Consider the following 22,246-nt stretch of genomic DNA (forward strand, 5'->3'; position numbering starts at 1 on the left):
TTACAAAAGCGTGGCCGGTTGTCATCTTCAAGGTATTTTATTATCATAGAGCAAATGACAACGTTGTCAAGAATTTGTTTGCTGCAATACCTTATGATTGAAAATAACCACCGTTACGTTGCTTTAGATGTATTTCGAGGATTGGCAATAGGGTTGATGATATTGGTTAATACTCCGGGGGATTGGGGTAGCGTTTACTCACCTTTGTTGCATTCAGAGTGGGAAGGATTAACCCCGACGGACTTAGTGTTTCCGTTCTTCCTCTATATTGTCGGGGCATCGATATTCTTTGCGTTTCGTGAACAAGGGTTCTTGATGTCGAAGCCAACGATGACGAAAGTGTTACGTAGATTTCTGATTTTGTTCGCTCTAGGATTGGCGTTAAATTGTTATAACGCGTACTTATTGAATCAACCAAATGTTCGTGTCATGGGCGTCTTACAGCGGATTTCAATTTGTTATCTTTTAGGGACCATACTGATTTTTCTATGTAAAACTAGGGCGTTATACGCAATATGCATATTGGCGTTGATTGGGTACAACCTGTTGTTTGTCTTGTTCGGAGGGGATGAGCCATATTCATTAGATAGAAATATTTTAGCATTGGTTGATTCGTTCTTCTTGGGTGAGGAACGTATGTGGAAGATCAACGGTACGTCTTTTGAGCCCGAAGGCTTGTTGAGCTCAATTCCTGCTACGGTAACCTTGATTTTTGGGTTTGAGTCGGCGAGAAGGTTGAGTTCTTACTCGGAGCCGTGTAAAGCCTTATATAGACTTATGGTATGGGGGGGCTGTGCTTATCCCTTGGGTATTATCTTGCTCAGTATATGCCGATAAACAAAAACTTGTGGAGTGTCCCGTTCGTGTTTATCAGTGGTGGCTTCGCATTGTGGGTTTTGGCGTTTTGTGTGGTGGTTGCTGATGTATTTCGATGGTCGCCTCTGGTTTATCCATTGAAGGTTTATGGCTCAAATTCATTGTTCATATACTGTTTATCTTGGCTTTTAGCAACGCTTCCTTACGCTATAACAATTGATTCCGCCGGAGGCAAATCGTTAGTGCAGCTAATATGGCTAGGGCTACAACCTGCGCTGTCTCCAAGGCAAGCATCATTAAGCTTTGCGCTGTTTCATGTTGTCGTCTTTTGGGTAGTGTCTTGGGCATTGTATAAAAAGAAAACCTTCATAAAAATTTAGTCTATTTGGTACTGTCCTATGAAACACAATAATACGGGCGACGGCCTCGAGTCTGTTGAACTGCTTCACTTATCCACGGAAGGAGGTGCTAGAGCGACAATGTCACTTTTTGGCGGGCACCTTTTATCTTGGCGGCCGCTGCCTAATCATTCCGAGCAGCTCTATTTAAGCGATAACGCGGTCATGAATGCAAGTGCCCCCATTCGCGGTGGTGTTCCTGTGCTATTTCCCAAATTTGGAGTTCAAGAGACTATGCCTAATCATGGGTTTGCTCGAATAATGAATTGGCGAGTTAAGGAGCAGCTGTCGCATGAGTGGGGAGAATCTGTTGAGCTTTGTCTCAGTGATACTCCAGTTACTCGGACGTATTGGCCACATGAGTTTCGAGTCAGTCTAATCATTGAACTCCGTGATGCTAGCGTAGCAATGCTGTATCGAATAGAGAATAGTGGGTTGGATGAGTTTTGTTTCCGCGGCGGGTTGCATACCTATCTGGCAACCGAGAATGTTGGGAATACACGCTTAGTTGGGTTGCTGGGATGTGATTTTCTGGAAAGTCGAGCAATGGGAACCGAAGACAGTCCGTATCTAACATTCGATAAAGCGATAGACCGCCTGTATTTTCATCCCGCCGCGGTTAATGAACTGCGTTTGATTTCGCCTGAACGTAGTCTCTCAATTAGGTCTACGGGCTTTGAAGAAACGATGGTTTGGAATCCATGGAGTCATGGAGAAAGCCAATTGAGCGACATGTCTGTTGGAGATTATGCGCGAATGCTGTGTGTTGAATCCGTCATTGCTAGCAAGGATGTACGTGTGCCAGCAGGCAGCGAATGGTTGGGGTCGCAACGGTTAACATTGCTGGATAGCTAAACTACATTATTCTTCTGACGCCCCTGATAATTCGTTAAATAGTGCGATCTGCGAGTGAAGGTCGCGTAATTCGGTGCTTGCGCCGAGCGCCCAAAGAAAATACCCTCCAAAGCCTTGTTCTTTAAGCCATTTTACGCGTGATACATTTTCGTGGTGAGGCATGACGAATCCACCATAAGGGCCCCATTGTCGGTTAATCGAGACGCCAAGCCTCAATTTGCTCGCCTGTTTGATTATCGAGTTGTAATTTGCCATTGCGGTTTTGTAGTCAAACTCACGCCCAGCGTCATAAGTCATAATGTTGTAGAAGTCGAAAACGCCGAGCGTTGATGCCAATAACGGTCGTACCTCGCCATGATGTTTTGATCGATCGTGTCGGATAAAGGAGCAATCAGCGGTGATTTTCGGGTTTGCACAATTCAACGGGTCGGCCCCTACGTGGTAGGTGGTTAAGGCTATGAGCTTTTCTTTGCCGACCTTCTTACGTATCAGTTTGACTAAATTGGTCAGCAATCCGTTCTGTTTCTCGGTTAGCCTGGTCGAGTGCTCAAAGTCGAAGTCGATGCCTGATAACGTTGTATACCCCAATAGGTGGTAGACACATTGATTGCAACTGGTCTGACTTTTGTCGGCGGAGTATTTGTGAGCATTGCTGACGGCTTTATTGGGTAGAGTTTTACCGATCATCGATGTACGGGTATAAACTGGAAACTTGGTATTGAGCAATTGTGTAATACTCTGCGCCAGTTTTTCTATTGATACGTCGGTTCCCATTGAGTCCCATATATCTTCAAATTCTTGCCCGCCGAATGAAATTATCATTTTTTTGTGTGGAAATTCGTGAGCTAACTGCGTCCAGGTCAAATAGCTTTGAGGAATGTGTTTTGGGGACGCTTTGGGCAGGTCCAATAGTCCATTTGAGCTTGAAATTCGCCCACTTTTATCCCACCTAGCAAAAGAAAGAATGTATACGTCGGCGTTGGATTTGCTTAAGAGACTGACCGCATTATGAGGCAGTGACCACGAAGTTAAATACGCAATTTTTGTCGTTTGTTCGGTGGTTTGCCACTCGCCTTGCAGCTCAGCATGCGTGGAGTCGTGAAACAGAGCCGCGCTGATTAGTAGGGATATAAAGACCAGCCTTTGCGGAATGATGATGTAAAGTTGCATACTCATGAATTGGTTTAAACCTTGCTTAGCGTTACCGTCTGTGTAAAAATGACAACGTTGTCATTAAGATGTGATTCTATTCGTTTGACGCAATAGGGTCAATAGAGGCTATTTGTTTAGTGTAAGTAGCCGACTTTGAGATTTTACTATTTATCAATCAAGAGTTGAGTTTTCATGAGTGTTTTTAATTGGGCCATCGTTGGTACGGGTGGAATTGCTGAGCGATTTGCAAGTGTCCTGTGCCAGAGTGATAAATACGGAAAAATAAAAGGAGTACTGGGAACCAGTGAGAGTAAGGCATTGGCGTTCATGCGCAGCAGCGCTAGGGGACTTGTCGCCGAGCCAAACTGTTACACAAACATCTCAGAACTTATAGAAGATGGTGGTGTGGATGCAGTCTATGTCGCAACACCTCATCCTTCGCACTATACGTTGGCTGCCGCTCTATTGAAGGCAAAAAAACCGGTGTTGTGCGAGAAACCATTGACCATTAACAGTAAGCAGGCCTCGGAGTTGGTGGCACTTTCTGGTGAAAGTCACACGTTTTTAATGGAGGCGCTTTGGACAAAAACATTACCAATCTGGCGCCGTATTGAGTCTATTATTGAAGCCGATCAGATAGGTATAGTCGATAATTATAGCTGTGATTTGAGTTATTACTTCCCATTTGAGCCTAAGCATCGGTTGTTTAATCGAGAGCTTGGCGGGGGCGTCACTCTGGATCTCGCCGTGTATCCGGTCGCGTTGGCAAACGCGTTATCAGGTGTGCCGACTGGCATTTTAGCAAGTACCGTTTTATGTGAGACGGGCGTCGATGCTAAAACCAGTATTGCGCTAACCTTTGAAGACGGAGTGACTGGTCTTTTCTATAGCTCTTGCCATAGCAATTCTGAGGGCGTGTTTAGAATAACCGGATCAAAAGGAATTTTGGAAGCGCACAACCTTTTTTCGGGTGGCGCGCAGTCTATTATCCTCAACATAGACGGTATTAGAGCGGAGGAAGTTTTCGAATTTGACGTTAACGGTTTTGAGTATCAAATCAGTGAGGCAATTTCGTGTGTCCGAGCCGGAAAAACACAAAGCGATCTGGTGCCACATAAAAACACCCTCGAAGTCCTAAGAGTATTGGACGCGGTGGGTAATCAGATTGGACTGAACTATTCAGAGTCATCGCTCTGACGGTTACTTTTGTGGAGTCTACTATGAGCTTAGAGTAGGGTTAGAACCCGTCAATATTTGATGAGTTCTAACCGGTCGAAACGCTAGCCAAATATTGCTTTTAATATGAAAAAGAAAATAATTGATAAGCTGGCGCCTGCGGGTAGAGTGACCACCCAAGACATAAAAATATTACCCACAACTTTAAGGTTCAGAGCGCCAATACCGCGAGCTAATCCGACGCCCAACACCGCACCAACCAACGTGTGTGTGGTTGAAATAGGGAGGCCCCATGTGGAGGCAAATACAACCGTGGTGGCGGCGCCCAATTCCGCGGCAAACCCGCGGCTTGGCGTGAGCTCAGTGATTTTACGCCCAATTGTTGCCATTACCTTAAATCCGTAAGTAGCAAGGCCAACGATGATACCGATTCCTCCGAGTAGCAGAATCCAAGCTGGGAGAGCGGATTTTTTGGTGATCTCACCTCCCGACTCAATGACGCTGGCGATTGCGGCTAGCGGGCCAACGGCATTTGCGACATCGTTAGAACCGTGGGCAAATGCCATGGCAGAAGCGGTGAAAATCATAAGTATCGCGAAGAGGCTTTCCACGTTCGCAAATCGATTGTTTCCCTCCGACGTTTCTTTAACTCTTGATAACATGATGCCGCCTATAATCGCGACAATAACGCCAATAAGAGCTCCCAGCGGAAGACTGTTCAAAAATTTACTGCCAAGCCCGAAATCTAGTGCAAACCCTGTGTTCTTCACTCCTTTTAGGAGAGTCACCATGCCGATCATAAAGCCTACAAAGAACATATAGATCGGTACGTATTTCTTTGCGTTCTTAAACGGATTTTCGGTGTCTAAGATCAATTTTTGAACGCTCATAAATAGGATGAAAGAAATAGTGCCAGCGAGTACAGGTGAGACGACCCAACTGGCAACAATGGTCCCAACTTTGGACCAATTTACCGCATCCATTGAAATGCCAACAGCGGCAAACCCAACCAAAGCTCCAATAATTGAGTGGGTGGTAGAAACGGGCCAGCCTTTCATGCTGGCTACCAGTAGCCAGGTGCCGGCGGCTAAGAGTGAGGCCATCATGCCAAAAACCAGTAAGTCTGGCTGTTCCATGATGAGTGTTGGGTCAAGAATGCCTTTGCGAATCGTTGCTGTAACTTCTCCGCCGGCCAAATAGGCACCAGCAAACTCAAATATTACGGCAATGATGATGGCTTGTTTCACGGTTAAGGCGCGTGAGCCAACCGAGGTGCCCATGGCATTTGCGACGTCGTTGGCACCAATACCCCAAGCCATAAAGAATGCAAAAATGCAGCCTAAAATAAGCAATATGTGACCGTGTTGTGCGATTATTTCCATAGTTGTAAGAGAAAAGTTGTAATGTTTGTTTTTCGATAGCTGGTATTTATCGCGCGATCAATAATTGAAGCTTACCACCTGCACTTTGAGCGGAATCGGCTAACTCACCAATCCATTCAATGATTTTGTATAAGAACATCACTTCAACCGGAGGAAGTTGTTCTTCAATTTCAAACAAAGCCGCTCTAATTTGGATTTGTTGTTCGTCATTCTCATGTTCTAAACGATTAAGTTGGTCGATTAAATTATGAACGACGTCGAGTATTCGACCTTTAAAGCCCAATTCCAATAGCTCATCCATTTCATTGACAGCGGTGACGGCTTGGGCTGAAGTGTCTATGGTTGTTTTGATGAAGGATCTAACTTGATCTATCAATGAATCTGGAAAACGCATTTTTCTGCCCAGCATGATCCCAGCTATATCCTTGGTGAAATTAGCGATTTCATCTTGTTTGGTGACCAACAACAGTAGATCGCCTCGATCAACCGGCATCATGAGGCTGTTTGGTAGGTTTGACCGAAGGTTGTTTTTCGCATCATCCGCGGCATGTTCAAGCTCTGTAATTCTGTCGTACACTTGACTGGCAGTTTCCCAATTGTTATCGACTGATGCTTCAAAAAAATCATCGAGCAATTCGGCGCATTGATGAGCTAACTTTATATGGTCTTGTATTGGCCGAACAGGAGATTGACCAAACAAGTTGCTAAAAGGAGTGTCTGCCATAGTGCTTACCTTAGTTGTGTGTTTTTTGCATAGAACATTAGCATAGATAAAATCGCCACTGCTTTATGATTGTTATAACGGCTGGTTGTAGCGTGGAGTTAAACCCAGATATAGAACGTCTTCGAAGTGAATGATGGAGGCGAACCAGTTACTCGTAAAATGCCACCTTACCGGTTTCTAATGCGTACTCGGCACCCACGACTTTAAGTTTGCCCTTTTTTATCAGCGACCGAATGATAGTAGAACGCGAGGTTAGACTGTTAACAGAGTGTTGTACATTTGCTTTCATTGCTTTATGTAACAACAGTTCTTTATCAGAGCCCTGATCAGCATTAACCACAGGAAGTACGGCGGGTGTCACGCGGTCCACAATCGAAGCAATATTCGGGGAAATTTCGTCAGGGTGATCAATGAGTGCGTTTACCGTAGCGCTCACAGCCCCACAGTGCGTATGCCCTAAAACGATGACAAGTTCTGTACCAAATTGTTGGCAGGCGAACTCGATGCTGCCTATTTGCGATGGCGCGACCACATTACCGGCGACTCTTATGACAAATAGCTCACCTAAGCCTCGATGGAAAACCAACTCAAGGGGAACCCTCGAATCTGAGCAACCGAGTATGATGGCAAATGGAGTTTGCCCCTTCTTTGCATCTTCGAGCGTGACTGATGTGGTTAGCGCTGCACCACCTTCGATGGCTTTAACAAAACGGTCGTTACCGTTTTTCAACTTCTTAAGGGCTTGTTCTGCGTCCATAATTATAAGATTTATTTTAGTAATCGAGCTTCTTTGTAATAGCGCTCCGCTCCAGGATGTAGCGGGATTGAAATGCCGGCGTAGGGAAGCTCTTTTTTGACAAGGGTTGCTAGAGATGGATGCAGTGACGTAAAGTCGCGAAAATTTTCCACTACTTCTTTCACTACATTATAAATGGCTTTCGGTGAGGTGCTTTCATGAGCTACGAAGGTTGCTCCCAAACCAAATGATCGAATGTCTTCAGTGCTGCTGAGGTATCGACCTTTTTGAATGATTCCGGTGCGATAAAAGGGTTTGTCTGCAATCAATGCCTTAATGGCCGGATCATCAATGTCTAATATCTTGAGGTCGCAATCCTCGGGTAGTGACTTCAGGTTGTCTTCCAAACTGCTCGTAAGCAATAAAATAGAGTCGAGAAGTCCATCACAAATTTGAGCGATTTGCCTTTTGTCGCTCATTGGACGAATCTCTTTAAAATTGTCTTTCGACCATCCTTTGGCCCCAATTAAGTCGTTCATTATGCGATGTTGAAGCGAACGAGTGTAACCAAAACTGACTGTTCGATTTTCAAGTTGATCTAAGCTGGCAATGTCGCTGTTTTGTTTGACAATTAGAGCGATAGGGTCGGCTTCTAAAGCGAATACCGCTCTTAGCGCTGTGTCAGGACCTTTGTCCTCAAAAGTACTTGAACCATGATAGGCATGATATTGCCAATCGGATTGAGCGAACACCAAATCGAACTTGTCGTCGCGAAGTTGTCTAAGGTTGTAAATTGAACCGCCAGTGCTTTCGAGTGAACACCGAATTCTATGCGAGGCTTTATGTCTGTTCACCAATCGACATATAGCACCTCCGATTGGGAAATAGACACCTTTGACACTGCCAGTGCCCAACAACAAGTGTGTTAACTTTCGTCGGTTGTTTTGAGCGCTTCGTTCTAAAGCCGTTTGTCCAACTTCTACTTTGTTTGCTTCATTGGCGACTTTGAATTGATCGCACGCCGACAGTGCCAAACTTATCGCAGTTAAGACAGAGAGTAGAGGAAGTTTGCTCGTGGGCAATATTTTCATTGTTTAGGTGCAGGTCATGCTGAACATCTGAACTATAGCTAATCTTTGCAATTAACTCTAGAAAAGGGACAAAGTTGGCAAGTAATAGATTAGTCTCGGGGTCTAATGCTCAGTGAAAGCAATAACTAAATAATTTAAATGAAATTACTATTTATATGTACGCATAATCGTTGTCGAAGCATATTAGCAGAGGCGATCGCCAATCATTTATCGCAGGGTGATCTGCAAGCGTTCAGCGCGGGTAGCTCTCCGCAGGACAGAGTGCACCCACTATCGCTTAAGTATCTTAAGGACAACGGCATTGATGCTACGGGGCTGGTAAGTCAATCATGGGACGAGTTCGAAAATTCAGACCCAGACGCAATTATCACGCTTTGCGATGACGCGGCTCAAGAAACATGCCCGGTATGGTTTGATAAAACAGTTCAAGTACATTGGGGATTGGTGGACCCATCCCGCGATCTCGGTGATCTATCCAGGGAGCGTCTTGCGTTCAATCGCACGATCGATGTTCTTAGCCGCCGCGTCTCCAGTTTAACTGAGCCTTCTAAAATTGTGCTGAGAGGGGAGCCGTTAAGGGTGTTTTTAATCAATCTCGCGCAAACAATTGTGTGACCAGTTAACGTTATTAGGAGAGTTGAGCTGAGAAATTTGCTTGACGTTACGTTGGCCAAAAAAATCGCCGCTTAAGTAAGCGGCGATTGAATAACAAAAAGAAGAGAGAGTTATGAAAATAAATACTCATTTACGTTTCATGGGTAAATAGTAGCGTTTTCAATCATTTGCAGTTAAAAAATTAAGGTAGGTTAACTGCAAAATTCACTTTCCATCTGTTTTGTTGTTTTATTGCAACACTTGTTGTTGGGTGGCGACGAAATAGTTGTTTGTTTTACCACATGCGCTCGCAGAAGGATTGGTTTATGGCGAAATCACAGATCGTAAATGCTGAGAAAACTGAGCAATATCGTTTAGTTTACTGCGCTCGAATTCGTTTTCAGTCAGGCCTTTCCGTCCTACGGATGTGGCTAAATCTATAGCCTGAGTTTGATAGTGGTAAGTGGACTTGCATAACCATTTTTTTCTCCCACACTGGGTCAGTATTTTGCTGGTGTGTTGAGCCGGAAATAAGTCTCCGGTTTTTGCCACAATGATAGCCCCTTGATGCAGTGCATTGATGACCGATACTGGATCGTTCTCTGTGATGTTGTCTAGCGCTATGGCGCCGTTTTCTAATGTGGGGTTTGATAAAAACAGAAGTCTATCTTGTTCGATACCTTGTTCTAAGAAAAGTTCTCTAATGCGGTTGTTGACAAGTTTGTTGGTGGCGTCAATATGAATTTTCCATGTCGGTAGAGCATGCAATATATTCGACCAAGCCCTTACCGTTTCATTGCTGATGCCATGATGAGTTCCAGTGGTCGTGAATGTGTTTTCAGGAAGAGGGTCAGTATATTCGATCTCGTTTAGATTCGCTGCATAGCAATGAGATCCCATCAGCGGTTCTAATATTTTAACTAAGGGGGTTGCATAGCGCCCTTCGTGCCCTAGCCACCCATACTGTTGCCCTGCTACTTGCAAGCCAAGTGCTCGTTGGCGAGCGCCAATGCGCATTCCGCATATATCGACTAATGTATCAATTTGGTCAGCACGCACCTTTCTGGCGAAATCGGCGTCCGTCAATTGGGCAGAAGGTTTAATGTTAACGGAGTCGGCGAATAAATTTTGGTCAAAAAGATCGTCGTGCCAGTAAACATGAACTGAATCACGACCGGCAGCTAAGGTATTAATGACTGGAGCAATGAGCGACTGTACCCAGATAGATGGCAGTCTACCAATTGAAAAACCAATTCTCAGTTGGTGCTCGTTTTCCACCTTGTGAGTATCGTAACACCGGTCAGTGGGGATAAATCGATCGCGCCATAGTGCCATTTCGAGTTCTAAATCAAGGCTTGTTATGCTGTTGTTAATGACGGCGTGATGCAAATAGTTGCAATGTGAGGGGGCATGTTTATGACGAAGTAGGCGTAAAAAATCATAGGCGCGAACTGCTTGCTCTGGATTTCCACTTATTTTCAAGCAATCCGCCAATTGAAATGCCGCTCGATCGTGTTGGTGATCGAAATCTAGGGTTCTGGCGAATGTGGTGAGTGCATAGTCTATGTTCCCCACCATTTTTTGCGCTAAAGCGAGGTTGTATAGCCATTGGCCTCGTTCTCCGAATTGATCGATGAGAGATTTTAACAATCCGGCCGCAGCGGCAGGCTGTTTCGCTTCGAGTTGCAAGCAAGCCTGATTATTTAAAATGAACACCGATCTTGGATTTAACTCAGCGGCTTTTGTGCCCATTCGCCGAGCCTGTTCAAAACGCTGAGATTTAAATAGAGCGCTAAATTGGAGGGCGTTAGCCCCCGCGTGATTTGGGTCTTGCTCAAGGATCTCGTCAGTAAGGGTGACGGCTGAATCGAAGTTTCCGGCACGAAGTTCCTGCACGGATTTTTTCATAATCTTCGTTGCGTTACTTGCTGATTGATCGATCATTTCACCACGCTCGCCTGAATATCATTGTTGATCACTGTTTGCGAGGATTTTGTCGACAGCCATTGTCGCCATTGTTCTCGAATAGCGTAGCCAAAGTCCCTGCCGAATTGATTGGAATTGAGTAAATTGGAGTTAGAGAGTTTTGAGCGCAACTTGGTTTTAAGATCGACTAACGACGTTCGATCATTTGCTACGCGTTGGGCTTGATTTGCAAATTCATGAATGGATTCTGTGGCAAAATCGGTCAGGTTGAGCTGCTTCAAAATACTGCTCGTGACTCGGCTGCAATGCGTATGTCCACTCAAAGATAATACTGGCACACCCATCCACAAGGCTTCAAATGTTGTTGTTCGTCCATTAAATGGACTTGTATCGAGAGCCAAATCGATCTGGTTATAACTGTTGAGGTGTTCGTCGATAGCGGTTTGTTTTGAACTGTGGATTTTGACGCGCTTTGAGTCAATACCTCTATCGGCTAAGGCCTGAAGAATATGCTCTTGCGCCTGTTTCGATTGCAATTGCTTATGCTTGAGCATCAGAGCCGAATTTTTAACCGCATGCAATGCCGCGGCCCAGCAATCAAGCGTCAGTGTCGATATTTTTTCTGGGCTATTGAATGAGCCAAAGCGAAATATATTTTTGCTTTCGATCGGATTAACATCGGGTGTTTTGCTCAACGGTTCATAACACAGTGCACCATTTTGTAGTCTTACCAGAGATTCTGAATAAAACGCGTCATCCAGACCTATAGGGTCAAGAGACCGATCTGTTATGCGGCAATCTATGTGCTCCAATCCGCTGGTTGAAACCCCGCCAAGCCAACTAATTTGGATGGGCGCATTTCGTCGATTAAACAATGCCAATCGATTGCCTTTCGAGTGGCCATCTAACTCGATTAGAATGTCAATTTTGTCAGAAATAATTCGTTCCGAGAGCTTGTCGTCTGACATCTGTGCGCAATTGAGCCAAGCTGCTGTCAAGTTGCTAATTTGTTTGCTCACCGCGTCAACTCTCGGATCAGTATGATAGGCCGTGACACTGAAGTCATTGGCGTCTAGTCCTCGGAGAAGAGGTTTGATGAAAAAACTAGAGGCATGTGCTCTCATATTTCCAGACACCAAGCCTATTTTGAGCGGTCGGTCAGGATTTTTTTCAATGTCTTTAAGGCACGGGGGGCTTGATTGGTGGGCGAGCGAAGAAGACCAGCACTTTGCAAGCTGGAAGTTACTTTGGTGTGTTGTGTGAGTTAAATAGTTGCTCCAGTGAACCAGTTGTTGAATGTAGTTAGAGTTGCCTGGGTCAAGTGTTGCAGCGCGTTGGTAGCCATCATACCCAGCCTTAACTCTGGCAGAGCGACAATACAGTCGGGCAAGTTGAGCTTGTGTCGACGCGTGAGAAGGGTGCAGCATTAACGCTAATTTTAGTTGCTGCTCTGCCAAATCAAATTGACCATTGGTGGTGAGCGCAAAAGCGTATTCGCGATGAAGGGCTGCAATTCCAGGGCTTGCGTCCAATAAGGATTTCATGAGTTCAATCGCTTTGCTTGCTTGGCCTTGTTCGGCAAAAACGAGTGCTATATAGCGCCGTAAGTGGTTGCGCTCAGACAGAGTGGTGCCGTACGGACTGGTTTTCTTTTGCAATTGTTCAAGCAGCTTTTGAGCAAACAAGAGCGCATGCTTTGCGCTGCCCTTTGAACGCAGGCATCTTAGTTCGGTGGTGTCTCGCCAGGCCGATGCATCGTGCTTCTTTAATTCAGAGAATACCGTACTGTATTCGCCATTTTTTAGGTGTTCTTCTATTTTTTTTCGTTCCACGTTCGAGTCATTTACGTGTAAAGGGTTAGCTGATATTTCCCTGATTTTTAATCCCAACCCGAAAGTTAGTGTACACCAACTGGATGAAGGTTGGGTATGACAATTTGCTGTCAAAAATCCAGTTTGAGGGTTTGATGGTTAGCGAATGTCGGTCTAAAACGCATCAATGTTAATTTTTTGGTCTTGATGAACTATTTGCTTTGTTTCTGTATTGGATGCCCGTAAAATCCCTGTCTGATTAGTATTTTCGCACCCCCATTTTGAGGCAGTTTTGTTTGAGCAATTGAATGACCAGCAACGCGCGGCAGTTCAGCAATGCGATCGACCATTATTAGTGTTGGCCGGTGCGGGCAGTGGAAAAACACGCGTAATTACCTATAAAATCGCTTGGTTGTTATCGAAAATGCAGGTCAGCCCCAAAAACATATTTGCGGTCACCTTTACAAACAAAGCTGCGCGCGAGATGAAAGAGCGCATCACTGAGTTGCTCGGAAGTGAGCAAACTAAAGGTTTAACTATCTCCACCTTCCACAGCCTCGGAATGATGATATTAAAGTCCGAAGTTGAGGCGTCTGGGCGCAAGCCTGGGTTTTCTATTTTTGATCCTGCTGATTCGCTTTACGTTGTTCGTGAGTTGCTTAAAGCCGACCTCGATGACAACGGGTTGGTGGATCGAGTGCGAAACCAAATTTCTAATTGGAAAAACGAACTCATATCACCTGATAAAGCGGCCCAATTATCAATGACCAACCCTACACAGGTCGCTGCTGCGAAGGTTTACGCTGATTATGAGCGTTATTTGCAGGCATGTAATGCGGTTGATTTGGACGATATGTTGTATTTGCCTAATGAGTTGTTGCGTAAATTCGACACCATTCGACACAAGTGGCAACAGCGTGTTCAGTTTATGCTAGTCGATGAATATCAGGACACCAATGCAGCGCAATATAGACTCGTAAAGACTTTGGTCGCTGGCACACATGGCGACGGTTTAACCGCAGTGGGTGATGATGATCAGTCTATTTACGCTTGGCGCGGTGCGCAGCCGGAAAATTTGGTGCAATTGCAAACCGATTTTCCGAAATTGGAGCTGGTGAAGCTGGAGCAAAATTATCGCTCAATGGGGCGAATCTTGGCGTTGGCCAATTACGTTATACAAAATAATCCTCGTCCTTTTGATAAAAAGCTGTGGAGTGCGATGGGGTTGGGAGACCCTATCATGATTATTGCCGCTGATAACGATGAGCGTGAGGCTGAAAAGGTAGTCGCGGGCTTAATGCATCATCGCTTCCAAAACGACCGCCCATACAGTGATTACGCAATTTTGTATCGAGGCAATCATCAAGCGAGAATGCTCGAGCAAAAACTCCGAGAAATGCGCATACCCTACTTTTTGAGTGGTGGTCTTTCGTTTTTTGATCGCTCAGAGATTAAAGATGTGATGGCCTATCTAAGATTGATTGTTAATCCATCAGACGATAACGCGTTTGTTAGAGCTATCAATACGCCGCGCAGAGGCATTGGCGCAAGCTCTTTAGAAGCGTTATCTGAGGTGGCTAGAGAATCTGGCAAGAGCTTATTTGAATCGATTAATAGCGCAGGCTTGCATGCGCATCTGCCGCCCAAAAGGCAGGTTGCTGTGCGTCAATTTGAGCATTGGCTGGCTGGGTTTGCCGAACGAGCGAAAACCGACCCCCCTGTTCAACTCTTGAATGATCTATTGGACGAAATTGAGTATCAAGACTGGATTGCAAAGCAAAGTGGTAGTCCAGAGCAAGCCGAGATGCGATGGAGGAACGTCGAGGATCTTCTGAAATGGGTTAGGGCTATCGCCGACAAAGATGAAGGGCGTCGCATGGAGGATGTGGTCTCTACCGTTGCCCTAATGGGAATGCTAGAAAAAAATGATGACGAAAATAACGGTAATGTCGTTTCGTTAATGACCTTGCACGCTTCCAAGGGGTTGGAATTCCCGCACGTGACCATTGTTGGTTTGGAAGAGGAAATTTTACCACACCGTACGAGTATAGAGGAGGATATGGTCGAAGAAGAGCGTCGTCTCTTCTATGTGGGTATTACGAGGGCGCAAAAAGAACTTACCATTTCTTACGCGAATAAACGAAAGCGCTATGGCGATGAGATGGATTGCCAGCCCAGTCGTTTTTTGGATGAACTGGATCCACAGCACATTATCTGGGAGGATAAAGTATCGAATGACCCAGTGCACAAGGAAGAAGTCGGTCAAGCGCATTTGGATGCGATGAGGGCGCTTTTAGGGTGAGTTATTTTGCGTATGAGGTTGTTTCTTGGCGGTAGGCGAGTATCGTGCTAGATCTGTTGATAGGGTCATCGGCCACATCTTTTTTGAGGCTAAGTGGTGCTTGAGCGTAAAAATTGTGCTTTTCGAGGTAACAGGCTCTCAAAAAGCTTGACACATCTGCTACAATCGCGAGCCAAAATTATGAGCCTTGTGTGTGCTCATGAGTTTGAAAGATTCAGTTGCTCGAATTTTTAATAGCAGTTGCAAGAATTAAAGATGTGTACATACAGGATCAAGCTTGATCCTTTATGCAAAAAGAAGGGTAGACGTTTGGTGGGTTTAATAATGAGAGTGCCGACTCTTGTGAATTCCCGAGCGATGCTTAAACCAGATTAAAATAGCTTAAATAAAAGCCCGAAACTGAGGCTTAAACTTTTAGGAGCACGTATGGCTGACAATCACGTTAGTGAAGCGAGTGTCCACAACACTGAAGAAAAAAGTGTTGAAGACATCAAGCGCCGCCGCTTTATCACCGGAGTTACTGCCGGTTTTGGTGCCATTGGCGGCGCCGTTGCGGTTACCCCGTTTGTAATGAGTATGAGCCCCAGTGAGCGAGCAAAAAATGCTGGCGCACCGGTCCAATATGACTATTCCAAGATTCAACAAGGCCAAATGGTGAAGGTTGAGTGGCGCGGTAAGCCCGTTGTACTGCTAAAGCGTACGCCTGAGATGATGAAAGGGCTAGATCTTATTAGTGATAATTTAGCTGACGCGGCATCCGACGCTAGCGACCAGCCAGCGTACGCAAAAAATGAAACTCGTTCTGACCCCGCCAAGCCTGAGTTGTTGGTGATGGAGGGTGTGTGTACACATCTAGGCTGTTCGCCGGTTGAAAAGCTGGCCATTGGGCCGGACCCGCAAATGGGAGACGATTCTCAAGGTGGTTTTTTCTGTCCTTGTCATGGGTCAAAGTTTGATCTGGCTGGCCGCGTTTATAAAAACGTGCCTGCGACGTCTAATATGAATGTACCTCCGTTTAAATTCGAAGGTAACGTCATCACCATTGGTGAAGACGACGGGAGGGTATAAAAGATGGCTATTCATCGTCACGATAATCATAAAAGTGCCAATGCGTTCATGGAGTGGATGGACGCGCGTATGCCGGTTACCAAAGTATGGAACGAGCATCTGGCTGAATACATGGCACCAAAGAACTTTAACTTTTGGTACTACTTTGGGTCTTTAGCAATCTTGATGTTGGTCATTCAGTTGCTGACAGGAATATTTTTGACCATGCATTACAAGCCAGACGCTGCTCTGGCATTTGCTTCGGTTGAATACATCATGCGAGATGTGCCGTTTGGTTGGCTAATTCGCTACATGCACTCCACGGGAGCTTCTGCGTTTTTTGTGATTGTCTATTTGCACATGTTTCGCGGAGTTATCTATGGTTCACATCGCGAGCCGCGTGAAATGGTTTGGCTCATCGGTTGTGTGATCTTTGTTGCACTGATGGCTGAAGCGTTTATGGGGTATCTGTTGCCTTGGGGCAATATGTCTTACTGGGGCGCTCAAGTTATTATCTCGTTGTTTGACGTTATTCCTTTTGTCGGCCCATCTTTAACGGAGTGGATTAGGGGTGACTTTGTTATATCGGATGCAACGTTGAACCGTTTCTTTGCCTTCCACGTCATTTTATTGCCGCTGATTTTAGTTGCACTTGTTTTCCTTCACTTGGTTGCATTACACCACGTCGGTTCTAATAATCCAGATGGTATCGATATTTACGACGAGTTGGACGAAGATGGTCATCCGAAAGACGGTATTCCGTTTCACCCATACTACACAGTCAAAGACTTAGTGGGCGTTTGTGGGTTTCTAATCATTTACATGGGCGTGATATTCTTTTTCCCAGACATGGGCGGAATTTTGTTGGAAAAAGACAATTTTGCTCCAGCAAACCCGTTACAGACTCCACCGGATATTGTGCCTCTTTGGTATTTCACGCCGTTCTATTCGATTTTGAGAGCGAGCACTGAGACCTTATTGCAATTCTTTGCTTATTCATCAGTGATTATTGCTGTTGCCGCAGCGATCTTTACCAAATTCAAATTGCCTGTTCGTGCTGGCTTTATTATTTTGGGTCTCATCGCCGCCGTTGTTTTCATGAATTCAAGTGGTAAGGCATGGGGTGTTATTTTGATGGCCGCGGCCATTGTCTGCTTCTTTTTACTTCCTTGGTTAGATCGTTCTCCGGTTAAGTCTATCCGTTACCGAAGTTTGCCATTCAAGGTTGCATTGGCAATTTTCTTGGTCGCGTTCTTCATCTTGGGCTATCTAGGTATGAATGCGCCGACTCCAATTAAGACGCTGATGGCGCAAGTTTGTACTTGCATCTATTTTGCGTTCTTTATCTTGATGCCTTGGTTTACCTCTATTGGTAAGACCAAGCCGTTACCGACTCGTGTTACTGTCAAAGAACACTAATTGAGGATTAATATCATGAAAAAATTAACGACTCTGTTGGTAGGTTTTTTGGCAAGTGCATTGGTTAGTTCTGCTGCAGTGGCAGCAGGCGGGCACGGGGCTGCGGTGGACAAAGTGTATCTAAACATGTCTGATAAGGCGGCGTTGCAGAATGGCGCTAAGCTGTTTGTGAACTATTGCTTATCTTGTCATAGCGCTCAGTACGCACGTTATAATCGGGTTGCAGAAGATTTGGACATTCCTCTACAGCAACTTAAAAGTAGCTTGATGTTCGCCACTGAAAAAGAAGGTGATCTGATGACAACCACCATGCCAGCAGAAGATGCCAAGGCATGGTTTGGTGTTACGCCGCCTGACTTAACATTGGTGGCTCGTGTTCGAAAGCCTGATTGGATCTACACCTATTTACGTGCGTTCTATCGTGACGATAGTAGCCCGAGTGGCTGGAATAATTCATTGTTTGAAAACGTGGCTATGCCGCATGCCATGTACGAGCTGCAAGGCGTACAAAAATTGGTTGGTAAAGTTGCCGATGGTGGCGATCATGCCACTGATCAAAGCGCAAGCGATGGTGAAACCTATACTGTTGTGGGTGATGCCAAATTTGAATTGGTGCATCCAGGAAAGTTGTCTCCAGCTGAGTTCGACAAAGCCATGGGCGATTTGACGGCATTTTTAACTTATTTAGGTGAACCGGCTCAATTGAAACGCAAAACCATTGGTGTATTCAGTATAGCCTTTGTTTTGCTGCTGATGGGACTTTGCTACTTGCTCAAGAAAGAGTATTGGCGCGACGTACATTAACAACCTATGGTTGTTTCAAGCGCGGCATGGGTAAGCCTATGTCGCGTTTTGTCGTTTTGATTGCGCTGTATATGACTCAGTATTAAGTAAAATACGCGCTGAATTTGGTATTCAATTACCAATAGGCTCGGTTTTTTAAGAGGCTCTGGCCTCAAATGTAACACTTTATTAGGATCCTATTATTATGAACACACTCGTAACTCGCCGTTCAATAATGACGCTTTACTCTGGCACAGATTGTGTTCTGAGCCACGCATGTAGAATCGTGCTGCAAGAGAAAGATATTGAGTGTGAGCTGGTCTATACCGACCCAGCTGATACTTGTCAGGAGCTTGCAGAATTCAACCCTTATAACGAAACGCCCACCTTGGTTGATCGTGACTTGGTTCTCTATGACCCTTTTATTATCAATGAGTATCTTGACGAAAGATTACCTCATCCTCCGTTAATGCCCGTCGACCCAGTGACTCGAGCGAAGCAGAGATTGATGATTATGCGTTTGCGAAGAGACTGGATTGAGCCTTTTAAAGCTCTACAAGTTGATAAGAGAGATAAGGAGGCTGCAAAGGTCATACGTGATGGATTCATTGCTATTTCACCTTTATTTGCCGAGCAAGATTATGCGATGGGCGAAGAATTTTCCTTAGTGGATGTTATTTTCGCACCAATGTTATGGCGCCTTCCTGTGTTAAATATTATGTTGCCTAAGCAGGCGCAGGTTGTTGAAGAGTATGCTGAGCGATTGTTTGCTCGTCAGGCTTTCCAGGACAGTTTGAGCGATGCTGAGCGAGATTTACGCGGATTTTAATTCGGCTGTCTGTTAACCGCCATTGATAAGAAAGTAAATGACTTCAACTAAGCCATATTTGTTGCGTGCCATTTTTGAATGGGCAGAAGACAACAGCCTTACCCCACAAGTATTGGTTAATGCTGAGTACTCAGGGGTTGAAGTGCCAGAAGCGCATATTGTAGATGGGCAGATCGTGTTGAATATCGGCTCATCTGCAGTGCGGTTGCACGTGATGGACAATGAGTGCTTAAGCTTTTCGGCGCGCTTTAGTGGGGTCGAATATGATATTTACTTGCCTATGGACGCAATAATGGCAATCTTTGCGCGTGAAAACTCGCAAGGAATATTTTTCGAAGACACAGGTGATGATAGTGATCCTGACCCAGACAAAGGGTCAAAGCCCGATGTTAAGAAAGTGGAGCCCACGCCAATTAAAAGTGGTGAGGGCGCTAAGAAGAGCTCACACCTTAAGGTGGTTAAGTAGGCTTCTTTCTTGTGCTAATTCTTATAGCGGGTGGTAGTGTGATCAAAACACGTGCCCAGTAATGACGGAGTTAGCGCAAAATTTTGACGAGCAAGGCTATGTGGTGTTTGATGGTGTTGTTGGAAAGGAGGCCTTAATTGAACTTGAAGAGCGGGTTGCCGAACTCCAATATGCCCTTAGGATAAAGGATTCTTCTGGTAAGGCGCTTACTCAGGCTGGCACACGAAACCTGTTGCGAAAAGACTGGGTTAGGGCTCTGGCCGCATATATATCAGGGGATTTGCGTATAGCGCAATTTCTACCGCAGAGTCTTATTTGTTTGCAGTGTAACTATTTTTTTAAGACGGTTGATGTGAATTGGCACGTCGCTCTGCATCAGGATTTGAGTGTGCCTGTGGAGAGCCAATTTGCATCAAAAGGGTGGGGTGGTTGGTCACTAAAGGAAGGCGAACTCTTCGTGCAACCTCCTAAGGAAATCATTAAGGAGCTGGTGATCGCTCGCTTGCATATCGAGAATACTTGCGCGACTAACGGTGCTTTGGAAGTGGTTCCAGGTTCGCATAAAGCATCTGTGTCATCTACAGAAAGAGTGTTGGTTCCGGTTGAAGCCGGCGGTGTTATGCTGATGAGGCCATTGTTAATGCACGGCTCCAGAAAAATACGATCCGGGACCCGAAATGTTTTGCATTTCGTTTTTGCGCCTCGGGACCTAAATATACCCGGTCAATGGCCACAAGGAGCTTGGGTCAAGAATAAAGCTTAATCTAGCTCAAAAAGTTCTTGAAAACATATTAGCTACCACAATATAAGATCAATAGTTTTAATAAAGAGACGAACATGCCAGAAATTAGAGGAACCACCATTTTGTCTGTACGCCGAGGCGATCAAGTTGTGATCGGCGGAGATGGGCAAGTATCAATGGGCAATACCGTCATGAAAGGTAATGCACGTAAAGTACGAAGGCTCTATAAAGGGCAAGTGATCGCTGGCTTTGCGGGTAGTACGGCAGACGCATTCACATTGTTTGAGCTTTTTGATGCTAAATTGGCGAAGCATCAAGGGATACTAACGAAAGCCGCTGTTGAACTAGCTAAAGAGTGGCGCACAGATCGAATGTTGAGAAAGCTTGAAGCGCTATTATGTGTTGCTGACAAAGATGCTTCTTATGTGATCACTGGAAATGGTGATGTGATAGAACCTCAAGGGGGTGTTATGGCTATTGGCTCTGGTGGTTCATTTGCTGAGTCCGCTGCAAGAGCTTTGGTGCAGAATACCGATATGAGTGCAAGAGACATCGTCGAAGCTTCGCTTAACATCGCTGCGGATATATGCATCTATACCAACCATAATCTTACGCTCGAAGAGCTTGAGATCAAAGAATAACTCACAGGTACATCATGAGTGAAATGACCCCCCGCGAGATCGTTCAGGAGCTCGACAAACACATTATCGGCCAATCTGGCGCTAAACGAGCCGTAGCAATCGCCTTGCGTAATAGATGGCGGCGAACACAGGTTTCAGATGAGCAGCTTCGAGCAGAAATTACACCTAAGAACATATTAATGATAGGCCCCACTGGGGTTGGTAAAACGGAGATCGCTAGGCGACTTGCCAAATTGGCTGATGCACCGTTTATTAAGGTTGAAGCGACCAAGTTTACGGAAGTTGGGTACGTCGGTCGTGAAGTCGACTCCATTATTCGAGACCTTGCAGATGTTGCTGTTAAGGGGCAGCGAGAATCCGAAATGGTGAAGGTGAAGCGCCGAGCTGAAGACGCAGCTGAAGACAGAGTTCTTGATATTCTGTTACCGCCTGCCAGAGATGTAGGTTTTACAGCCGAGACAGGAGAAAGTTCAGATGGCGCAGCCAGGCAACGGTTTCGTAAGAAGTTGCGTGAAGGTGATTTGGATGCTAAAGAGATTGAAGTCGATCTGACAGCCAACCCAATGGGAGTGGAAATATTTGGCCCACAGGGTATGGAAGAACTCACTAGCCAGCTTCAAGGAATGATGAAAAACATGGGCTCCGATAAGAAACAGAGCCGAAAAATGCCGATCAAAGAAGCACTTAAAGTGTTGACGGAAGAAGAAGCCGCTAAACTGGTCAATGAGGAAGAAATTAAGCACAATGCGATTCAGCGCTTGGAAAACAATGGCATCGTGTTTATCGACGAAATAGACAAAATTGTTGGCAGAGCCGAAGGCGGAAAAAGTCCAGACGTATCGCGAGAAGGCGTGCAGCGTGATCTTTTGCCTCTGGTTGAAGGCAGTACTGTTTCTACAAAACATGGAATGATCAAGACCGACCATATATTGTTCATTGGCTCGGGTGCGTTCCAACTCTCAAAGCCCTCCGATTTAATACCTGAGCTCCAGGGCAGAATGCCGATTCGAGTTGAGCTTTCTGCTCTGACCGTTGAGGACTTTACGCGTATATTGACCGAGCCAGATGCGTCCTTAACCGAACAATACGAAGCGCTCTTAAAGACAGAAGAGGTCACGTTGAAGTTTACTGAAAATGGTATTCAACGCATTGCGGAATTGGCATGGCAAGTAAATGAGAGTACAGAAAATATTGGCGCTCGTAGATTGCATACCATGCTTGAGCGTTTGCTGGAAACAGTGTCATTTGAAGCTAGTGATAAGTCTGGAAGTGAGATCGTTATAGATCAAGCCTACGTGAACCATCACCTTGATGAGTTGGCTGAGGACGAAGACTACGCTCGCTATATTCTCTGAT

General features: G+C 45.3%; 21 protein-coding genes. 14 read left to right on the forward strand and 7 right to left on the reverse strand.

Annotation, left to right across the window (positions count from 1 at the left end; translation table 11 throughout):
* Positions 1-93 precede the first annotated feature (93 nt).
* From ABWW54_RS07930 to ABWW54_RS07940, 3 genes are read left to right on the forward strand one after another with little or no spacing between them, the layout of a single operon-like run.
* Complete coding sequence (locus tag ABWW54_RS07930) at positions 94-837, forward strand: acyltransferase family protein (protein ID WP_353411706.1); 744 nt, start codon at positions 94-96, stop codon at positions 835-837.
* Positions 828-1,196: a hypothetical protein gene (locus ABWW54_RS07935; RefSeq protein ID WP_353411707.1), complete on the forward strand. Its 369-nt coding sequence runs from the start codon at positions 828-830 to the stop codon at positions 1,194-1,196. The genes ABWW54_RS07930 and ABWW54_RS07935 overlap by 10 nt, the downstream gene beginning before the upstream one ends.
* An 18-nt stretch (positions 1,197-1,214) precedes the next feature.
* The gene (locus ABWW54_RS07940) at positions 1,215-2,069 is read left to right on the forward strand and encodes a D-hexose-6-phosphate mutarotase (RefSeq protein WP_353411708.1); all 855 of its coding nucleotides are present in this window, start codon (positions 1,215-1,217) and stop codon (positions 2,067-2,069) included.
* 6 nt (positions 2,070-2,075) lie between these two features.
* On the opposite strand, the gene ABWW54_RS07945 is transcribed toward ABWW54_RS07940, so the two are convergent.
* Positions 2,076-3,245, reverse strand: coding sequence for a glycosyl hydrolase family 18 protein (locus ABWW54_RS07945; RefSeq protein ID WP_353411709.1), 1,170 nt, complete (start codon positions 3,243-3,245; stop codon positions 2,076-2,078).
* Between the two features lie 168 nt (positions 3,246-3,413).
* On the opposite strand from ABWW54_RS07945, the gene ABWW54_RS07950 reads away from it, so the two are divergent.
* Positions 3,414-4,418: a Gfo/Idh/MocA family protein gene (locus tag ABWW54_RS07950; protein WP_353411710.1), complete on the forward strand. Its 1,005-nt coding sequence runs from the start codon at positions 3,414-3,416 to the stop codon at positions 4,416-4,418.
* Positions 4,419-4,501: 83 nt separating this feature from the next.
* Here the strand turns inward: ABWW54_RS07950 and ABWW54_RS07955 are convergent, their stop codons facing one another.
* The 4 genes from ABWW54_RS07955 to ABWW54_RS07970 all read right to left on the reverse strand — a co-directional run bounded on the left by ABWW54_RS07955 (position 4,502) and on the right by ABWW54_RS07970 (position 8,330).
* Positions 4,502-5,779: an inorganic phosphate transporter gene (locus ABWW54_RS07955; protein WP_353411711.1), complete on the reverse strand. Its 1,278-nt coding sequence runs from the start codon at positions 5,777-5,779 to the stop codon at positions 4,502-4,504.
* Between the two features lie 46 nt (positions 5,780-5,825).
* Positions 5,826-6,503 carry a TIGR00153 family protein gene (locus ABWW54_RS07960; protein WP_353411712.1) on the reverse strand — a complete coding sequence of 226 codons (678 nt, stop codon included), beginning with the start codon at positions 6,501-6,503 and terminating at the stop codon, positions 5,826-5,828.
* Between the two features lie 148 nt (positions 6,504-6,651).
* Entirely contained in the window at positions 6,652-7,263 is a 612-nt protein-coding gene (locus ABWW54_RS07965; RefSeq protein ID WP_353412074.1) for a carbonic anhydrase, read from the reverse strand.
* 8 nt (positions 7,264-7,271) lie between these two features.
* Entirely contained in the window at positions 7,272-8,330 is a 1,059-nt protein-coding gene (locus ABWW54_RS07970; protein WP_353411713.1) for a TAXI family TRAP transporter solute-binding subunit, read from the reverse strand.
* Between the two features lie 138 nt (positions 8,331-8,468).
* Here ABWW54_RS07970 and ABWW54_RS07975 point away from each other — a divergent pair, with 138 nt between their 5' ends.
* Positions 8,469-8,945, forward strand: coding sequence for an arsenate reductase ArsC (locus ABWW54_RS07975; protein ID WP_353411714.1), 477 nt, complete (start codon positions 8,469-8,471; stop codon positions 8,943-8,945).
* A gap of 303 nt (positions 8,946-9,248) precedes the next feature.
* Here ABWW54_RS07975 and ABWW54_RS07980 read toward each other — a convergent pair whose 3' ends face one another.
* Complete coding sequence (locus ABWW54_RS07980; protein WP_353411716.1) at positions 9,249-10,868, reverse strand: tetratricopeptide repeat protein; 1,620 nt, start codon at positions 10,866-10,868, stop codon at positions 9,249-9,251.
* Positions 10,865-12,682, reverse strand: a complete 1,818-nt coding sequence (locus ABWW54_RS07985) for an O-linked N-acetylglucosamine transferase, SPINDLY family protein (RefSeq protein WP_353411717.1) — start codon at positions 12,680-12,682, stop codon at positions 10,865-10,867. The genes ABWW54_RS07980 and ABWW54_RS07985 overlap by 4 nt, the downstream gene beginning before the upstream one ends.
* 271 nt (positions 12,683-12,953) lie before the next feature.
* Here ABWW54_RS07985 and ABWW54_RS07990 point away from each other — a divergent pair, with 271 nt between their 5' ends.
* The 9 genes from ABWW54_RS07990 (at position 12,954) to hslU (ending at position 22,245) form a co-directional block, all read left to right on the forward strand.
* The gene (locus tag ABWW54_RS07990; protein WP_353411718.1) at positions 12,954-14,963 is read left to right on the forward strand and encodes a UvrD-helicase domain-containing protein; all 2,010 of its coding nucleotides are present in this window, start codon (positions 12,954-12,956) and stop codon (positions 14,961-14,963) included.
* A gap of 426 nt (positions 14,964-15,389) precedes the next feature.
* Positions 15,390-16,031: a ubiquinol-cytochrome c reductase iron-sulfur subunit gene (gene petA, locus ABWW54_RS07995; protein ID WP_353411719.1), complete on the forward strand. Its 642-nt coding sequence runs from the start codon at positions 15,390-15,392 to the stop codon at positions 16,029-16,031.
* A 3-nt stretch (positions 16,032-16,034) separates the two neighbouring features.
* Positions 16,035-17,429 carry a cytochrome b gene (locus tag ABWW54_RS08000; protein WP_502907781.1) on the forward strand — a complete coding sequence of 465 codons (1,395 nt, stop codon included), beginning with the start codon at positions 16,035-16,037 and terminating at the stop codon, positions 17,427-17,429.
* A gap of 15 nt (positions 17,430-17,444) precedes the next feature.
* Positions 17,445-18,233, forward strand: coding sequence for a cytochrome c1 (locus tag ABWW54_RS08005; RefSeq protein ID WP_353411720.1), 789 nt, complete (start codon positions 17,445-17,447; stop codon positions 18,231-18,233).
* Positions 18,234-18,417: 184 nt separating this feature from the next.
* Positions 18,418-19,041, forward strand: a complete 624-nt coding sequence (locus ABWW54_RS08010) for a glutathione S-transferase N-terminal domain-containing protein (RefSeq protein WP_353411721.1) — start codon at positions 18,418-18,420, stop codon at positions 19,039-19,041.
* Positions 19,042-19,078: 37 nt separating this feature from the next.
* Entirely contained in the window at positions 19,079-19,507 is a 429-nt protein-coding gene (locus ABWW54_RS08015) for a ClpXP protease specificity-enhancing factor (protein WP_353411722.1), read from the forward strand.
* 61 nt (positions 19,508-19,568) lie between these two features.
* Positions 19,569-20,270: a phytanoyl-CoA dioxygenase family protein gene (locus tag ABWW54_RS08020; protein WP_353411723.1), complete on the forward strand. Its 702-nt coding sequence runs from the start codon at positions 19,569-19,571 to the stop codon at positions 20,268-20,270.
* Positions 20,271-20,344: 74 nt separating this feature from the next.
* Positions 20,345-20,890 carry an ATP-dependent protease subunit HslV gene (gene hslV, locus ABWW54_RS08025; RefSeq protein WP_353411724.1) on the forward strand — a complete coding sequence of 182 codons (546 nt, stop codon included), beginning with the start codon at positions 20,345-20,347 and terminating at the stop codon, positions 20,888-20,890.
* A gap of 14 nt (positions 20,891-20,904) precedes the next feature.
* Positions 20,905-22,245, forward strand: a complete 1,341-nt coding sequence (hslU, locus tag ABWW54_RS08030) for an ATP-dependent protease ATPase subunit HslU (RefSeq protein ID WP_353411725.1) — start codon at positions 20,905-20,907, stop codon at positions 22,243-22,245.
* Position 22,246: the final 1 nt, after the last annotated feature.

The organism is Arenicella sp. 4NH20-0111 (genome assembly GCF_040366405.1).
Taxonomy (GTDB): Bacteria; Pseudomonadota; Gammaproteobacteria; order Arenicellales; family Arenicellaceae; genus Arenicella.

Coding starts and splice junctions, on each gene's coding strand:
- hslV (WP_353411724.1), top strand. CDS start 20,345: ATGCCAGAAATTAGAGGAACCACCATTTTGTCTGTACGCCGAGGCGAT.
- ABWW54_RS07960 (WP_353411712.1), bottom strand. CDS start 6,503: ATGGCAGACACTCCTTTTAGCAACTTGTTTGGTCAATCTCCTGTTCGG.
- petA (WP_353411719.1), top strand. CDS start 15,390: ATGGCTGACAATCACGTTAGTGAAGCGAGTGTCCACAACACTGAAGAA.
- ABWW54_RS07945 (WP_353411709.1), bottom strand. CDS start 3,245: ATGAGTATGCAACTTTACATCATCATTCCGCAAAGGCTGGTCTTTATA.
- ABWW54_RS08015 (WP_353411722.1), top strand. CDS start 19,079: ATGACTTCAACTAAGCCATATTTGTTGCGTGCCATTTTTGAATGGGCA.
- ABWW54_RS07955 (WP_353411711.1), bottom strand. CDS start 5,779: ATGGAAATAATCGCACAACACGGTCACATATTGCTTATTTTAGGCTGC.
- ABWW54_RS07950 (WP_353411710.1), top strand. CDS start 3,414: ATGAGTGTTTTTAATTGGGCCATCGTTGGTACGGGTGGAATTGCTGAG.
- ABWW54_RS08010 (WP_353411721.1), top strand. CDS start 18,418: ATGAACACACTCGTAACTCGCCGTTCAATAATGACGCTTTACTCTGGC.
- hslU (WP_353411725.1), top strand. CDS start 20,905: ATGAGTGAAATGACCCCCCGCGAGATCGTTCAGGAGCTCGACAAACAC.
- ABWW54_RS07940 (WP_353411708.1), top strand. CDS start 1,215: ATGAAACACAATAATACGGGCGACGGCCTCGAGTCTGTTGAACTGCTT.
- ABWW54_RS08005 (WP_353411720.1), top strand. CDS start 17,445: ATGAAAAAATTAACGACTCTGTTGGTAGGTTTTTTGGCAAGTGCATTG.
- ABWW54_RS07935 (WP_353411707.1), top strand. CDS start 828: ATGCCGATAAACAAAAACTTGTGGAGTGTCCCGTTCGTGTTTATCAGT.
- ABWW54_RS07930 (WP_353411706.1), top strand. CDS start 94: ATGATTGAAAATAACCACCGTTACGTTGCTTTAGATGTATTTCGAGGA.
- ABWW54_RS08020 (WP_353411723.1), top strand. CDS start 19,569: ATGACGGAGTTAGCGCAAAATTTTGACGAGCAAGGCTATGTGGTGTTT.
- ABWW54_RS08000 (WP_502907781.1), top strand. CDS start 16,035: ATGGCTATTCATCGTCACGATAATCATAAAAGTGCCAATGCGTTCATG.
- ABWW54_RS07975 (WP_353411714.1), top strand. CDS start 8,469: ATGAAATTACTATTTATATGTACGCATAATCGTTGTCGAAGCATATTA.
- ABWW54_RS07980 (WP_353411716.1), bottom strand. CDS start 10,868: ATGATCGATCAATCAGCAAGTAACGCAACGAAGATTATGAAAAAATCC.
- ABWW54_RS07970 (WP_353411713.1), bottom strand. CDS start 8,330: ATGAAAATATTGCCCACGAGCAAACTTCCTCTACTCTCTGTCTTAACT.